Genomic DNA, 15,603 nt, shown 5'->3' on the forward strand with positions numbered 1-15,603 from the left:
CGCCAAAAAATCACGAAAGGTATGAAAATGGATAGGGTTTTTTTATCTCCACCAAACATGAGTGGAAAAGAGCAAGAATATATAAAAAAAGTTTTTGAAAGCAACTACATAGCGCCGCTTGGCGAATATGTCAATAAATTTGAAGATAGCATAAAAGCTTATACTGGCGCCAAAGATGCGCTTGCGCTATGCGCTGGAACTGCGGCACTTCACCTAGCGCTTCGCGTCCTTGGCGTAAAAGAGGGCGATCTTGTGCTAGCTTCTAGCTTTACTTTTATGGCTTCAGTCTCGCCGATACTTTATGAAAAGGCAACTCCAGTCTTTATAGATAGCGACGAGAGCTGGAATTTAAGCCCAGAGCTACTAAAAAAAGCGATATCAAATTTACCTAAAAAGCCAAAAGCACTAGTCGTCACACATCTTTACGGCCAAGCTTCAAAGATGAAAGAAATTTGCGAGATTTGCCAAAACGAAGGCATCGCTTTGGTTGAAGATGCAGCTGAAGCACTTGGTGGATTTTACGGCGGCAAGGCGCTTGGCACATTTGGCGTGATGGGCGGATATAGCTTCAATGGCAACAAGATCATCACCACTTCAGGTGGCGGCATGCTAGTTGGAGATAGCGAATTTGTAGAAAAAGCTAGATTTTACAGCACTCAAGCAAGAGAGCCTTTGCTTCACTACGAGCACAAGGATTATGGCTACAACTACCGCTTAAGCAACGTCCTAGGCGCTATTGGCGTGGCTCAGATGGAGGTTTTAGAAAAGAGAGTCGAACAAAAGAGAAGAGTATTTGATATTTATGAAAAAGAGCTTGGCGATATTTTAGAATTTATGCCAGAGCTACCAAATTCTCGTGGAAATAGATGGCTCACAACTGGTGTTTTTGCTAAAAAAGATGCACATTTAAAAGTTATAAAAGCACTAGCTGATGCAAATATCGAGAGCCGCCCACTTTGGAAGCCTATGCACATGCAGCCAGTATTTAAAGGCGCACTAAGTTTTGTTGATGGATATAGCGAAGATCTATTTTCAAGAGGAATTTGCTTGCCAAGTGGCAGCGATATGAGCGAGCAGACACAAGAAAGAGTGATAAAAATAGTCAAGGAAAATGCTTAAATGTTTCATGCAACGAAGTTAAAGAGGCTCGTATTTTTCCTTCTTGGTGATGTTTTTATATTTGTTTTTTCGATATATGCAGCTTATCTTTTAAGATTTAACGCCGACATCCCAGATATCTACGTGCAAGGGCTTTTTGTAACGGCTGGATTTTTGATCGTATTTAAGCTCTTTTTTATGTGGATGTTTAAAATTTACAAGGTGCCGTGGAGATTTTTCGGCTTAAATGAAGCTCGTAAAATTTTCCTAGCTCACGTTTGCGCGGCGATCTTATTTACGATCGTGTTTTTCATCATACAAGATTTTTTAAATCCTTACCCAAGAAGCGTCATATTTATCGACCTTCTCATCTCATGCCTACTTATCGGGCTTTTGAGAATTTCAAAACGTATGGTGCTTGACTTTTCAAACAGACCTCACAAAGGCGAGCCTTGTATCGTTATAGGCGCGACCTCAAAGGCGCTTCACGTCTTACGTGGCTTAAAGCAGGGCTATCTTGACTACTATGCAGTTGGTGTGGTAGATGGTAGAAGCGATCTTGTTGGCACATATTGTGATGGATTTTTAGTTCAAGATAAAAAAGATATACCAAGCCTTATAAAAGACTACGACGCAAAGACTGCTATCATCGCACTAGCACTTGATCAAGACGAGCTTCAAGCTTTAGTTGATGAGCTTACTGGATATGGCATAAGAGATATGAAGCTCTTTTCGCTTATCGAAAATGAGCCGATCAAAGATATCTCGATCGAAGATTTGCTTGCTAGAAAGCCAAAAGACCTTAATCCAGAAGCCATTTCAAATTTCTTAAAAGACAAAAAAGTGCTTGTCACTGGAGCTGGCGGTAGTATAGGAAGCGAAATTTGTAAGCAGTGCTTGAAATATGGCGTAAGCGAGCTTATAATGGTTGAACACAGCGAGTTTAACCTTTATAAAATAGGCGAAGATACAAGAGATAAAAGAACTGTTAGCAAGCTTGTAAATATCACAAATTTAAAAGACTTTGAAGAGGTTTTTGAGGAATTTAGACCAGAGATCGTCATCCACGCGGCAGCATATAAACACGTGCCACTTTGCGAGCTAAATCCTCGCTCAGCAGTTGAAAACAACATCCTTGGTACAAAAAATGCAGTCGATCTTTCTAAAAAATATGGTGCTAAGAAATTTGTCATGATCTCATCAGACAAGGCTGTGCGCCCAACAAATATCATGGGCACAACTAAGCGTGTTTGCGAGCTTTATGCGCTAAATTCAAACGAAGCAGGTATCTGCGAGATAGTTTGTGTGCGCTTTGGTAACGTCCTTGGCTCAAGTGGCTCAGTTATACCTAAATTTAAAGCGCAGATCGCTGCAAACAAGCCTTTAAGCGTCACGCACCCAGAGATCACAAGATACTTTATGCTTACATCTGAAGCGTGTCAGCTAGTCCTTCAAGCAGCCTCTATCGCAAAAGGCGGAGAGCTTTTTGTACTTGATATGGGCGAGCCAGTTAAGATCGTCGATCTTGCTAAAAAGATGCTTCTGCTTTCAAACAAAGAGCATCTGGGTATCGAATTTGTGGGGCTTAGACCTGGCGAGAAGCTTTATGAGGAGCTACTGATCAACAAAGATGACGTTCAAACTAAGTATGAGTCGATCTTCGTGACACACTCACAGCCATACGATCTAACTCTTTTAAATTCACAGATAAATGGGCTTTTACAGCTTGAAGATGACGAGGTAGCGCCTGCTCTTAAGGTGATCGTGCCAGAGTTTAATCATGCATTAAATTTAAAAGGCTAGTTTTGGTTATAAAAGATATTAAGAGATTTAGTGACACGAGATATAAGGCAAGGGCGTATATCTGCTATTTGTTTAGTAGAAATTTGCCAAACAGACTGCCTGGGGTTTGTTTGGAAAATATAAAAGCTGGTTTTGATAAGATCAGCCACGAGATAGAAAATTTTGACGCACTATACATTTTAGACGAAAATGGCATACAGATCGATGACTCGATCAGCCTAAATGAAAAGTATAAAATTCCAAAAGGCGAAAACCGTGCAAACAAGGCATATTACTACACCGCTGTGCGCGAGAAAAGGTGCGTTTTAAGCGATCCATATCCATCAAGTCTAAATGGAGGTTTATGCGTCACAGCAAGCGTGCCTATCTATAATGAAAAAAATGAGCTTAAATTTATAGCTTGCATCGACATAAGCCTAGAAAATATCCTAAATATGGTCGATAGCGGCTTTGTCGAGGAGCATTTTGGTAGATTTTTAAAGACAGTATATGCTCTCTTTTGTGCATCGCTTTTTATGATCTGCGCATTTTTATTTTGGCACGGCGTAAAGAGCTTTATTTCAAAGAGTATCGAGCATATAAACGTAGAAGAAATTTTTGAATCAACCATTATTTTAACGCTAGCTCTTGCCATTTTTGACCTTGTTAAGACGATATTTGAAGAAGAGGTTTTGGGCAAAAATCACGAAGAAAATAGCGTTATTTATAAGACGATGGTTAGATTTATCGGCTCTATCATCATCGCACTTGCTATAGAAGCGCTTATGCTTGTGTTTAAATTTGCTATCACCGCACCTGAAAATATCATAAACGCTATCTATCTAATAGGCGGTGTGGCGATGCTGATGGCGGCACTTAGCTTTTATCTCTTTAGTGTAAAAAGACAAGAGAACAAATGATCGCTATTATTGATTATGGTGCTGGAAACATCAAAAGCGTGATAAATGCTTTTAAATTCCTTGGCCATGAGTGCGTTTTACTAAGTGAGCCTGGGAGCCTAAAAGAGCACTCTCACATCGTTCTGCCAGGCGTTGGGGCATTTGGCGAGGCGATGAAAAAGCTCAAATTTAACGGCATGGATGAAGCGATAAAAGAGGCTGTAAAAAGCGGAAAAGCCTTTATAGGAATTTGCCTTGGTATGCAGCTTTTATTTGAAAAAAGCTTTGAATTTGGCGAGCATGAGGGGCTTTCACTTTTACCGGGAGAGGTCGTTAAATTTGATGAAGCTAAATTTGATAAACCGCTAAAGATCCCACATGTTGGCTGGAACACACTCGAGTTTAAACAAAATAGCCCTTTAAGATTAGGATTAAAAGAGCTTGAGTATTTATACTTTGTGCATAGCTACCACGTGGTTTGTGATGATAAATTTGCGCTTGCAAAGACAACTTATGGATATGAATTTACAAGCGCGGTGCAGCATGAAAATCTCTTTGGTTTTCAGCCTCATCCAGAAAAAAGTCATGAGGTTGGGCTTAAAATTTTAGAAAATTTTGCGAGGTTATGATGGAAATTTTCCCAGCGATAGATCTAAAAGAGGGGCAAGCAGTTAGGCTTAGCAAAGGGCTCATGCAAAGTGCTAAAATTTATAGCAGTGAGCCAAGTGAGCTTGCTAAGAGGTTTGAAGATTACGGCGCAAAATGGCTGCATGTGGTCGATCTTGATGGAGCATTTGCAGGGGAAGCCATAAATTTTAAGACGATCGAAAAGATAGTAAAAGCTACAAATTTAAAGGTGCAAGTTGGCGGTGGTATAAGGGATGAAGAGCGTATAAAGCGCTATTTGGACCTTGGAGTTAGCAGGGTAATCCTTGGCTCAGTTGCTCTAAAAGATCCAGAATTTACAGCAAAAATGGCTGGAATTTATAGGGTCGTAGTTGGCATAGATGCCAAAGATGGCTATGTGGCAGTGCAGGGCTGGGGTGAGGTTTCAAGCATAAAAGCAGTCGATCTTGCAAAAAAATTTGCAGATGTGGGTGTAGAAGCTGTGATTTGCACCGATATTAACAAAGATGGAATGCTTGGCGGAGTTAATGTTGATTTTAGCTTGCAAATAGCTAGAAGCAGCAAGCTTGAGACCATAGCAAGTGGCGGTGTGAGCGATATAAACGACATTTTGGCGCTAAAAGAGACAAAAGAGATAGCTGGCGTGATCGTTGGAAAAGCTTACTATGAGGGACGACTTGATTTGAAAGATGCTTTCAAACAAGTTGGCTAGCGTTAAAGCTTTTATAAATTTTAATTAGCTAGAATAGGGCAATTTTTACTAAAAGGATATTATGTGAAGATTTTGGTTGTAGATGACAGCTCAACAATGAGAAGGATCATAAAAAATACTTTGCAAAGGTTAGGACATCAAGAAATTCTTGAGGCTGAGCACGGGCTTGAAGCTTGGAATATCTTGACACAAAACGAGGGTATTGAGGTTCTTATTACTGACTGGAACATGCCTGAGATGAACGGTCTTGAACTTGTTAAAAAGGTAAGGGCTGAGCAAAAATATGTTGATATGCCTATCATAATGGTAACAACAGAGGGCGGAAAAGCCGAGGTTATAACAGCTTTAAAAGCAGGTGTTAATAACTACATCGTTAAACCTTTTACGCCACAAGTTTTAAAAGAGAAGCTTGAAGACGTTCTTGGTTAATGAAAGATAAATTTTACGAATTAAGCATCAAAACATCAAATTTTTATGATGAAATTTTAGAGTTAGTTTTTTCTTTTGGGGTCACCTGTGTAGAAGAGCTAGACCATGAGATCATCATCAGGGAAGAGTATGATCTAAAAGATATAGCTTGGGGTGTCGAAGAGTATGCAAAAGGGCTCTCTAGCGTTCGTAAAATTTCAAATGATTTAAAAATTTCTCTTAATTTAAAAGAAAATAAAGACTGGCTAGGCGAATATAAAAGGGCAGTTAAGCCTATTTTGGTTGATAAAATTTATATTAGACCTAGCTGGGAAGAGCCACTTGGTGGCGTAACAAATATCATAATCGACCCAGCTCTAGCCTTTGGCTCAGGGCACCATGAAAGCACAAATTCTTGCTTGCAACTTTTACAAAAATATGCAAAAAGTGGTGATAGCGCTTTAGATGTGGGATGCGGAAGCGGGATATTAAGCATAGCTTTAGCAAAGCTTGGCTGCAATGTCGATGCCTGCGATACAGACGAGCAGGCCACGCAAAGCTCGCTTAGCAATGCTCAGCTAAATGAGGTTAAATTTAATAAAATTTGGACAGGATCTATTGCAAATTTAGAGCAAAAATATGATATCGTCGTAGCAAATATCATTGCTGATGTCATTTTTATGCTCTCAAATGACTTGAAAAAATCACTTAAAAAAGGCGGCTATTTAGTATTGTCAGGAATTTTGAACAAATACGAAGATAGGATTAAAGATACATTTAAGGATTTGGAGCTAGTTGAGATAAAACAGGCTAATGATTGGGTTAGCTTTGTTTATAAGGAAATGGATGAATAATCAAAATAATAACCAAAATAATGGCGATAATAACGGGTTTTTTAACAAAAATCCCATCTTTATCTTTGCTATTTTTGCGATAGTTATAGTTCTAGCTTTTAGAAGCTTTAGTGGCGACGGACTAGGCGGTACTTTTGGGCTTGGTAGCAACGCTCAAAGCAAGATGATAGCTTATTCTGAATTTAAAGATATGCTAAAAAATAAGCAATTAAATGAGGTTGCGATATCTGAAACCACGATAAAAGGCGTTGGTAATGACAAAACCATCTACCTCGCAAAGCGCATAAATGATCCAACGCTCATTGGCATACTTGAGCAAAACGGCATAACTTACAGCGTTTATAGCGAAAATAACTGGTTTGGAGATCTTATATTTTCATGGATCATACCGGTGTTTATATTTTTTGCTATTTGGATGTTTATCGCTAGTCGTATGCAAAAAAATATCGGCGGTGGCATACTGGGCATAGGAAGTGCAAAAAAGCTTATAAATTCTGAAAAACCAAAAGTTAAATTTGACGATGTTGCAGGCGTAGAAGAGGCAAAAGAAGAGGTTCAAGAGATAGTTGATTATCTAAAGAGCCCAGATAAATATCTAAGACTTGGAGCTAAAATTCCAAAAGGTATTTTGCTAGTTGGCCCTCCAGGTACTGGTAAAACACTTCTTGCAAGAGCAGTTGCAGGCGAGGCTAGCGTGCCATTTTTCTCTATGTCAGCATCAAGCTTTATTGAGATGTTTGTTGGTGTTGGTGCAAGTAGGGTTAGAGACCTTTTTGAAAATGCAAAAAAAGAGGCTCCAGCGATTGTATTTATAGATGAGATCGATGCGATCGGTAAGAGCAGAAATTCTGGTCCGATGGGTGGCAATGACGAGAGAGAGCAGACGCTAAATCAGCTTCTTTCTGAGATGGACGGCTTTGATGCGGACAAGTCGCCAGTCATCGTTATAGCAGCTACAAATAGACCTGAAGTTTTAGATGCTGCACTTTTAAGACCGGGTAGATTTGACAGGCAAGTGCTTGTTGATAAGCCTGATTTTAAAGGACGTTGCGACATCTTAAAAGTCCATATGAAAGATGTTAAAATCGGCAAAGATGTAAATATCGAGGACATCGCAAGGCTTACTACTGGTTTAGCAGGTGCTGACCTTGAAAATATCATAAATGAGGCGGCACTTCTTGCAGGACGTAAGTCAAAGACTTTTGTCGAGCAGGCTGATCTAGTGGAGGCTGTCGAGAGATCGATAGCTGGTTTAGAGAAAAAATCACGCCGCGTAAATCCAAAAGAGAAAAAGATAGTCACTTACCATGAAAGTGGCCATGCCTTGGTAGCTGAGCTAACAAAAGGTGCAAAAAGAGTAACAAAGGTCTCAGTCGTGCCACGCGGTCTTGCAGCGCTTGGCTATACGCTAAATACACCTGAAGAGAATAAATTTATGATGCAAAAGCATGAACTACTTGCAGAAGTGGATGTGCTTTTGGCTGGTAGAGCTGCTGAAGAGGTATTTATAAAAGAGATATCAACTGGAGCTAGCAACGACCTAGAGCGCGCGACTGATATCATAAAAGCTATGGTTAGCATGTATGGTATGAGTGATGTTGCCGGTCTTATGGTACTTGAAAAGCAACGTGCAACATTTTTAAATGGTGGACAAAGCATAAAAGACTATAGCGACAAGATGGCTGAAAAGGTTGATGAGTTTGTAAAAGCACTTCTTCATGAGAGATATACAGCTGTGCTTGGTCTTCTTGAAATTTATAAAGGCGCCATTGAAAACATGGTTTCAGCGCTTTATGAAGAAGAGACTATCGAGGGAAAAAGAGTTAGAGAGATCATCAAAAACTACGAAGAAGAAAATGGTCTTGAAAGCAGGCTTGTAGAGCTTGAAGAAGAGGAAAAAGGCAAAAAAGAGGAATAAAAATGAGTGGCTACATCGCAAAAGCAGGGTATAAATTTATATTATTCTTTTTGATTTTATTTGCTATATCTGCATTGTTTGGTATTGCGCCACTATTTTTTCTAGCACTACTTTTTTTAACTCTATATTTTTTTAGAGACCCTGAAAGAGAGCCTTTTACTGATGATAAACTAGCCTTACTTTCGCCAATAGATGGTAAGATAAAAGAGATCAGCGTTTCAAATTTTGATGATAAAGAGGTAGCTAAGATAGTTATCTCAAAGCCATTTTTTGGCGTAGGTACGCTAAGAGCTATAAGCGATGCTAACGTCACTGAAGTTAAAAAAAGGCATGGGCTCTTTTTATGCCAGGCTATGAAAATTTCAGAGATGCTAAACGAAAGAGCGATAATTCGTTTTGAAAAAGGAAATATCAAATTTGCTATGAAGATCATAGCTGGAGTTTTTAGTAGAAGTTTAGAAATTTATAACATTACCAGTCTAAAAGCCTCTAGAAAATTTGGCTTTTTAGGAAGCGGCGAAGTGATTTTATACTTGCCAAGAGATACTAAAATTTGTGTAAGCGTTGGCGAGAGCGTTAAAGCTGCTTCACTTCTTGGATACTTTGAAGAGGAAAAATAAAATGAATAGCATACAAAAAATGCAGTTAATGTATATCTTGCCAAATTTATTTACCGCTGCAAGCGCTTTTTTGGGCGTTATAAGCATTATTTCATCTATTCAGGGAAACTATTTTAAAGCTATTATTTACATCATTCTTTCACTGATTTTAGACGGACTTGATGGACGCGTGGCAAGACTTACAAAAACTACAAGTAAATTTGGCGTGGAGTTTGATAGTCTTGCAGACCTTGTAGCATTTGGTGTGGCCCCAGCGATTTTATTTTATCTAACAGTTGGTGCAAAATTTGGTAGATTTGGTGCGCTAATAGCAGCTATGTTTGTAGTCTTTGGAGCTATTAGACTAGCTCGTTTTAATGTCACTACCGGCACATACGAGCCAAATGTTTTCATCGGACTTCCTATACCATCAGCAGCCATCATTGGAGTGCTTTGGGTTGGTGTTTATCTAAAGCATGAATTTTTATATGGTTTTGAGTGGTGCTTGATATTGCTTGAAGCAGTTTTAGCTATCTTGATGGTTAGCAACATCCGCTACCCAAGCTTTAAAAAGATGAATTTAAAACAAACTCATGTTATGCGAATTTTAGTAGCACTTGTAGTTGTATTTTCTATGCTTTATCTATATCCTTACGAGAGTGCGACCTTTTTTATGAGCGTTTATATGCTTTATGGTATTATTAGAGCGGCGATAATGTTTAGCAAAAATCACAAAAAAAAGGAGAGCGAATGAGCGAAAATGGCATAATAAAATCGCGTAAATTTTTACCAAAAATCGAAATCAAAAACTCTCTACTGCTGCTACTTAGGTAGCAAATTCTTCTTTACTTAACTCATTAAATTTAAATATAAAAAATCATAAAAGGACAAAAAATGGATAAAAATAAAATTATAATCTTTGATACGACTTTAAGAGATGGCGAGCAAAGCCCAGGAGCTTCTATGAACACAGCTGAAAAGCTACAGATCGCACTTCAGCTTGAAAGGCTTGGTGTAGATGTGATGGAGGCTGGATTTGCAGCGGCTAGCCCAGGGGATTTTGACGCGGTAAATCAGATCGCAAAGCAAGCTTCAAACATCACTGTCTGCTCGCTTGCACGTGCGGTTGAGCGTGATATTAAGGCAGCTGGCGAGGCATTAGCTCCGGCAAAAAACAAAAGAATTCACACCTTCATAGCAACAAGTCCGATCCACATGCAGTACAAGCTAAAAATGAGCCCAGACGAGGTGATCAGGCGTGCAGTTGAGGCAGTGCAATACTCAAAAACGTTTTGCGACGACGTGGAATTTAGCTGCGAGGATGCGTGCAGAAGTGAGATGAGCTTTTTAAAAGAAATTTGCGACGCAGCGATAAACGCAGGGGCAAAAACCATAAATATCCCAGATACGGTTGGCTACTTGTATCCAGAGGAGATCGCAGCTCGCATTAGCGAAATAGTAAAATTTATAGGTGGTAGAGCGGTAGTTTCGGTGCATAACCACAACGATCTAGGCATGGCTACGGCAAATTCGCTAGCTGCTATAAAAGCTGGTGCAAGGCAGGTTGAAGGCACGATAAATGGCATCGGCGAGCGTGCTGGAAACGCTGCACTTGAAGAGATCGTGATGGCTATCAAAACTCGTCAGGACGTCTTTGCGCCGCTTTACACAGGCATCATCTCAAAAGAAATTTATCCAACTTCAAGACTGATCGCTAGCATCACAGGTATCGAGCCACAGCCAAACAAAGCAATCGTTGGCAAAAACGCCTTCGCGCACGAGAGTGGCATCCACCAAGATGGCGTGCTAAAACACAAAGAGACCTACGAGATCATCAGCGCTGAGAGCATCGGTCTAGAGAAAAATTCGCTCGTTCTTGGCAAGCACAGCGGCCGCCACGCCTTTAAAGATAAGCTTGCTAGCCTTGGATTTGACCTTGATAGCGAGGCACTCAATAAGGCGTTTGAGAAATTTAAAGAGTTGGCGGATAAGAAAAAAGAGATATTTGACGACGATATCAGGGCGCTTGTAGCCGAGGAGATCACTAAGATCCCACAAGCTTACGAGATCACAGGGTTTCTTCAAAGTAGCGGTGGAAGCTTAGCAAGTGCCTCTATGAGTATCAAGCACAACGACGAGATCATCAGTGACTCCGCCCTTGGAAATGGCACTGCGGATGCGATATTTAAGGTTATTGACCGCATTAGTGGCATAAATGGCACGCTAAAAGACTATAAGGTTACGGCCGTTTCGCAGGGCAAAGACGCTCTTGCGAAGGTTGATGTCAAGGTCGAGTTTGAGGGCAATGCCGCTGTCATGGGTCACGGACTTGATATCGATACGATGATGGCAAGCGCAAAAGCCTATGTCGGCGCACTAAATAGCTACCTTCGCATCCATAAAAACTAAAATTTTAGCTGGCTGCTAAATTTGCAGCTGGCTAATTTAAATTTAGCTATTCTTTAAATTTACTGCGTTTTTCAAATTTTAAAATTCCATTCACTCGCAAGAATTGACTACTAAAATTTGACTTCGCTTGCAGCTTAGCTCAAATTTTAGAGCCGAAATTACTCACTCATGAAATTTTAAAATTTGCCTGAAGCCCACTGATATACAAACGCATGCAGCGCGAAGTGCTGAAGCATGCCACCTCTAACGTGCGAGTGGTTTTTACTCGGGCTTTGCCTCGTAACTGCAAGAGGACGAGGGATTTAAAAATAGAGATAAGGGGACGGGCTTCGTGTCTGCCATGCAGTTGCGAGCCTGTTAAGCAAAATTTAAGTCCACTTGTCTCCCTTTAAATAAAAAGAAATTTACAAATTTAGTCAAGCTATTTTTGCAAATTTTAAAACTTTCACTCGCTCGCAAGAATTGACGACTAAAATTTGGCTTTGCTTACCGCTTAGCTCAAATTTTAGAGCCAAAATTACTTGTTTATGAAATTTTAAAATTTGCTTGACTTCTTTTGGCGTATTTACCTATACGCTCTTGTGCAAATTTCTGTCATTACGTTAAATTTAAACAAATTTTAATAGATAAATGCCGATAATTAGGGCTTTAAATCACCTTAAAGGATAGACATGAAAAAGATCTTTGCTCTTTTACTGACAGCTTTTGTTGCTCTTTGTGCAAACGAGCTAAAATTTGGTACAGCGGCAAACTACCCGCCATTTGAATATATCGATGAAAACAACAAAATAACAGGCTTTGACATCGATCTGATAGACGAAATCTCAAAGCGTGCTGGCTTTTCATACAAGATCATAAATATGAGCTTTGATGGCCTCATCCCAGCGCTTAAAGCTGGCAAGATAAATGGCATCATAAGTGCGATGAGCGCGACTCCTGATAGACTGAAGTCGATCGACTTTACAAAGCCATACTATCTAACTGAAAACATCTACCTAAAGAAAAAAGGCAACGACGCTTTAAAAGCTAAAGAGGAGCTAGCTGGCAAAAAAGTAGGCGTGCAACAAGGCACCATCCAAGAGCTAGCCGCAAATGCGATAAATGGCGCAAAAGTAGTGCCTTCAGAAGATACTGTGCCACTTATAATGGGGCTAAAAGTTGGTAAATTTGACGCAGTTATCCTTGATAGCTCGATCGGCTATGGCTTTATCAAGAAAAACCCTGAAGTAGAGGCATTTTTCAAAGAGGTTGATGGTAGCGAGGGCTTTTCAATCGCTTTTGATAAAAATAAGCAGAGCGAGCTTATCGCTAAGATAAATCAAATTTTAGATGAGATGAAAAAAGACGGCAGCTACGACGCACTGCTTAAAAAATACGAACTAAAATAACACCTCCAAACTAGCCTGCAAATTTAGCAGGCTAGCTTTATCTTGCATTTTAAAATTTATACTAAAATCCGCTTTTACATAGAAATTTAAAGGACGGATTATGAGAAAAATTCTGCTACTTTTGTGCCTAGCGCTTAGCCTCTTTGCCTTGCAAAATGACAAAGATATGCTAAGTGGAGAGCTAAAAAACGGGCTTAAATACTATATAAAAGAGAATAAACTCCCACAAAAAACGGCCATCTTTTACCTAGTCGTAAACTCAGGCTCGACCGATGAGAGAGACGGCGAGCAGGGGCTTGCGCACTTTTTGGAGCACATGGCGTTTAATGGCAGCCGTGACTTTAGCAAAAATGAGCTCATTAAACAGCTTGAGAGCCTCGGGGTTAAATTTGGCGCTGATCTAAACGCGCAAACAAGCTACGATCAGACGAGCTACACGCTAAGCATAAATGTAAATGAGAAAAATTTAAAGGACGTTTTCAAGGTCTTTTCAAACTGGATCGATGGCATAAAGATCGACGCAGGCGAGCTTGATAAGGAGCGAGGCGTCATAATGGAGGAGGAGCGTCAGCGAAACACGCCAGCATATAGGCTCTATCTTGCCCAGAGCAAGGACATCTTTGCTGGCAGCATCTATCAAAAAAGAGTGCCAATAGGCGATATGAACGTGATAAAAAGCGTAGATGCTAAGCACATGCAAGAGTTTTACGAGAGGCTTTATCAGCCAAGATTTATGAGCTTTGTAGCAGTTGGCGACTTTGATAAAAACGAGATAAAAGCTCTGATAGAAAAAAGCTTTAGCGCAGCAAAAAATAGCAACTCATACGTTCATCCAGATAAAAGCATCGCTTTTAAAGATGGGCTAAATGTCTTTAACTACGACGCAAACGAGACGGCAGCTCAGTTTGTAAGACTTAGCTTTTTTGATAAATTTAAGCCAGTCTCAGACGAGGCTGATGTGAAGCGAAATTTAAAAGATGCGCTAATAGCTAGCCTTATAAATATGCTTTATGAGCAAAAAAACGCAAATAATTCATCAAATTTAAGTGTTGATTTTATGGCGCAAACGCTTCAAGCAAAGCAAAAAATTTATAGCTTTGAGGCAAATGTGATCGGAGATGATTTTAACGCTAGCCTTAAAGATATGTTAAGCGTTTTAAAGGGCATTGAGAAATTTGGCTTTAATAAAGGCGATTTTGCCGATGTTAAAAAGGCATTTGTGGCAAATGTAGAGGCTAAATTTAAACGCTCAAAAACTAAAAAATCAAGCGTTTATGCAAGCGAAATTTTAAATATGATCGAAAATGGAGGCTTTGTACTAAGCGATGAAGATAGCAAAAACCTTAGCCTAAAGCTCTTAAACGAGATCACGCTAGAGGATGTTAATGCTAGATTTAGGCAAATTTTAGCCATACCTGATGAGCGCGTGAGGGTCTTTAGCAAAGATGGTTTTAAGCTTAGCAAAGATGCCTTTTTGAAGCTAAAAGATGAGGCAAAACCTTACGATACAAATTTGGCTAGCCAGAGCCTAAATAAGAGCCTTGGCAATGAAAATTTAGAGCCAAAAGATATAGTCTCTAGCGAATTTGACCAAAAGCATGGCATCTACACTTATAAGCTGCCAAATGGCTCGCAAGTCATCTTTAAGCCACTAGCCACCAAAAAAGATAGTATCTTGTTTGCAGCCATTAGCAAGGGCGGCACTTCAGATCTAGCTGATCCTAAGCTTGGCGGCTTTGCGGTTGCGTTTACAAATGAGAGTGGCGTTGGCAAATTTAACAACTACGAGCTTTCAAAGGTGCTAAACGACAAGATAGTAAGCTACGAAAAGAGCATAGAGGCGCTTACACAGGGCATTTACGGCTCTTCAAGCAGTGGCGATCTTGGTTCGTTGCTAGCTGTTATAAATTTAGAGTTTAGCTCCCCAAGAGCCGATGCAAACGTGCTTGAGAGGATAAAACAAAGAGCAAAAGATGAGCTAGCTAAAGAGCAAAATTTACCTGAATATAAATTTAGTACCGAATTTAGCAAGTTTTTTTATGAAAACAATAAGCGTGTAGCGCCCATCGAGATGGCGCAGATCGATGCGCTAAAGCTAAATGAGCTAAAAGCTATCATCAAAGATAAATTTACAAACGCAGCCTCATACACCTTCGTAATCATCGGCGACACCGACGAGCAGAGGCTTTTGCCACTTGTTAAAAAGTATATCGCCACGCTGCCTAAGCTTGGCGAGGCTGAAAATTTTAAAGATGACGGCGTGCGAAGCATCAAGGGAGAGCACACGTTTAAAAGGGAGTATCAAAGCACAAAAAGAAGCGATGTGAGCGTGGATATAATAAATTTAGATACAAAATATAGCTTCAAAGAGGTGGTCAAGCTAAGAGCGCTAAGCTCGGTCTTAAAAACGGCGCTTCGAGAAAAGATCAGAGAAGACAAAGGTCAAACATACGGCTTTAGCCTAAACGCTAGGCTCGCTCGCTATCCGTATGAGCACTCAAAGGCGGTGATCGGCTTTACTTGCGACCCTGCAAACACGGACAAGATCATCGCCGAGATAAAAGAGATAATAGCTAGCATCAAGCGTGATGGCGCGCTCTTGCCAAAGCATTTGGAGGATTTTAAGGCGCAGAGTGAAATTTCTATAAAAAAAGATTACGAAAAGCCTGAGTTTTGGCAAAATCTCATCATCTCAAATAAAATTTTTAACACGCCACTTTACACGGCTGATGAGTATATAGATGCGGTCAAAGCGCTCACAAATGACGATATCAAAGAGGCTGCTAGGCTATATCTTGATGAGAAAAATATGGTGATAAGTATAAATAATCCGAAGTAGAAATTTTTTTGGGGCTAGGCTGGCTCTTTAAATTTAAACTTGAATATAAATTTATGGAGCGAAACTGGCT

At 39.9% G+C, this 15,603-nt stretch carries 13 protein-coding genes; all 13 read left to right on the top strand.

The genetic code is table 11. From position 1 onward, the window contains the following. Positions 1 to 27: 27 nt before the first annotated feature. The 13 genes from pglE (at position 28) to CCS77_RS02855 (ending at position 15,533) form a co-directional block, all read left to right on the top strand. Positions 28 to 1,119 carry a UDP-N-acetylbacillosamine transaminase gene (gene pglE / locus CCS77_RS02795; RefSeq protein ID WP_107916509.1) on the top strand — a complete coding sequence of 364 codons (1,092 nt, stop codon included), beginning with the start codon at positions 28 to 30 and terminating at the stop codon, positions 1,117 to 1,119. Next, the gene (gene pglF, locus CCS77_RS02800; protein ID WP_107916510.1) at positions 1,120 to 2,901 is read left to right on the top strand and encodes a UDP-N-acetylglucosamine 4,6-dehydratase (configuration-retaining); all 1,782 of its coding nucleotides are present in this window, start codon (positions 1,120 to 1,122) and stop codon (positions 2,899 to 2,901) included. 2 nt (positions 2,902 to 2,903) lie between these two features. Then, positions 2,904 to 3,800 carry a PDC sensor domain-containing protein gene (locus tag CCS77_RS02805; RefSeq protein ID WP_107916511.1) on the top strand — a complete coding sequence of 299 codons (897 nt, stop codon included), beginning with the start codon at positions 2,904 to 2,906 and terminating at the stop codon, positions 3,798 to 3,800. Next, a complete protein-coding gene (gene hisH / locus CCS77_RS02810) occupies positions 3,797 to 4,408 on the top strand; it encodes an imidazole glycerol phosphate synthase subunit HisH (RefSeq protein WP_103638682.1) in 612 nt (203 codons plus the stop codon). Before CCS77_RS02805 ends, hisH begins: the two co-directional genes overlap by 4 nt. After that, a complete protein-coding gene (gene hisA / locus CCS77_RS02815; protein ID WP_107916512.1) occupies positions 4,408 to 5,118 on the top strand; it encodes a 1-(5-phosphoribosyl)-5-[(5-phosphoribosylamino)methylideneamino]imidazole-4-carboxamide isomerase in 711 nt (236 codons plus the stop codon). The genes hisH and hisA overlap by 1 nt, the downstream gene beginning before the upstream one ends. A gap of 63 nt (positions 5,119 to 5,181) precedes the next feature. Next, complete coding sequence (locus CCS77_RS02820; RefSeq protein WP_002939933.1) at positions 5,182 to 5,547, top strand: chemotaxis response regulator CheY; 366 nt, start codon at positions 5,182 to 5,184, stop codon at positions 5,545 to 5,547. Continuing rightward, entirely contained in the window at positions 5,547 to 6,380 is an 834-nt protein-coding gene (locus CCS77_RS02825; RefSeq protein ID WP_107916513.1) for a 50S ribosomal protein L11 methyltransferase, read from the top strand. Before CCS77_RS02820 ends, CCS77_RS02825 begins: the two co-directional genes overlap by 1 nt. Further along, positions 6,373 to 8,298 carry an ATP-dependent zinc metalloprotease FtsH gene (gene ftsH / locus CCS77_RS02830; RefSeq protein WP_021087314.1) on the top strand — a complete coding sequence of 642 codons (1,926 nt, stop codon included), beginning with the start codon at positions 6,373 to 6,375 and terminating at the stop codon, positions 8,296 to 8,298. The genes CCS77_RS02825 and ftsH overlap by 8 nt, the downstream gene beginning before the upstream one ends. 2 nt (positions 8,299 to 8,300) lie before the next feature. Beyond that, positions 8,301 to 8,918, top strand: coding sequence for a phosphatidylserine decarboxylase (locus CCS77_RS02835; RefSeq protein WP_107916514.1), 618 nt, complete (start codon positions 8,301 to 8,303; stop codon positions 8,916 to 8,918). A gap of 1 nt (position 8,919) precedes the next feature. Continuing rightward, the gene (pssA, locus tag CCS77_RS02840) at positions 8,920 to 9,651 is read left to right on the top strand and encodes a CDP-diacylglycerol--serine O-phosphatidyltransferase (protein WP_009294672.1); all 732 of its coding nucleotides are present in this window, start codon (positions 8,920 to 8,922) and stop codon (positions 9,649 to 9,651) included. A 140-nt stretch (positions 9,652 to 9,791) separates the two neighbouring features. Beyond that, a complete protein-coding gene (locus CCS77_RS02845) occupies positions 9,792 to 11,306 on the top strand; it encodes a 2-isopropylmalate synthase (protein WP_107916515.1) in 1,515 nt (504 codons plus the stop codon). Positions 11,307 to 11,977: 671 nt separating this feature from the next. Further along, entirely contained in the window at positions 11,978 to 12,694 is a 717-nt protein-coding gene (locus CCS77_RS02850) for a basic amino acid ABC transporter substrate-binding protein (protein WP_012140154.1), read from the top strand. Positions 12,695 to 12,794: 100 nt separating this feature from the next. Further along, a complete protein-coding gene (locus CCS77_RS02855) occupies positions 12,795 to 15,533 on the top strand; it encodes a M16 family metallopeptidase (RefSeq protein ID WP_107916516.1) in 2,739 nt (912 codons plus the stop codon). The last annotated feature ends 70 nt before the right edge of the window (positions 15,534 to 15,603 follow it).

The sequence above is a fragment of the Campylobacter concisus genome (assembly GCF_003048375.1).
Taxonomy (GTDB): Bacteria; Campylobacterota; Campylobacteria; order Campylobacterales; family Campylobacteraceae; genus Campylobacter_A; species Campylobacter_A concisus_T.

Coding starts and splice junctions, on each gene's coding strand:
- pglF (WP_107916510.1), top strand. CDS start 1,120: ATGTTTCATGCAACGAAGTTAAAGAGGCTCGTATTTTTCCTTCTTGGT.
- pglE (WP_107916509.1), top strand. CDS start 28: ATGGATAGGGTTTTTTTATCTCCACCAAACATGAGTGGAAAAGAGCAA.
- hisH (WP_103638682.1), top strand. CDS start 3,797: ATGATCGCTATTATTGATTATGGTGCTGGAAACATCAAAAGCGTGATA.
- CCS77_RS02835 (WP_107916514.1), top strand. CDS start 8,301: ATGAGTGGCTACATCGCAAAAGCAGGGTATAAATTTATATTATTCTTT.
- CCS77_RS02855 (WP_107916516.1), top strand. CDS start 12,795: ATGAGAAAAATTCTGCTACTTTTGTGCCTAGCGCTTAGCCTCTTTGCC.
- ftsH (WP_021087314.1), top strand. CDS start 6,373: ATGAATAATCAAAATAATAACCAAAATAATGGCGATAATAACGGGTTT.
- CCS77_RS02850 (WP_012140154.1), top strand. CDS start 11,978: ATGAAAAAGATCTTTGCTCTTTTACTGACAGCTTTTGTTGCTCTTTGT.
- pssA (WP_009294672.1), top strand. CDS start 8,920: ATGAATAGCATACAAAAAATGCAGTTAATGTATATCTTGCCAAATTTA.
- hisA (WP_107916512.1), top strand. CDS start 4,408: ATGGAAATTTTCCCAGCGATAGATCTAAAAGAGGGGCAAGCAGTTAGG.
- CCS77_RS02845 (WP_107916515.1), top strand. CDS start 9,792: ATGGATAAAAATAAAATTATAATCTTTGATACGACTTTAAGAGATGGC.
- CCS77_RS02825 (WP_107916513.1), top strand. CDS start 5,547: ATGAAAGATAAATTTTACGAATTAAGCATCAAAACATCAAATTTTTAT.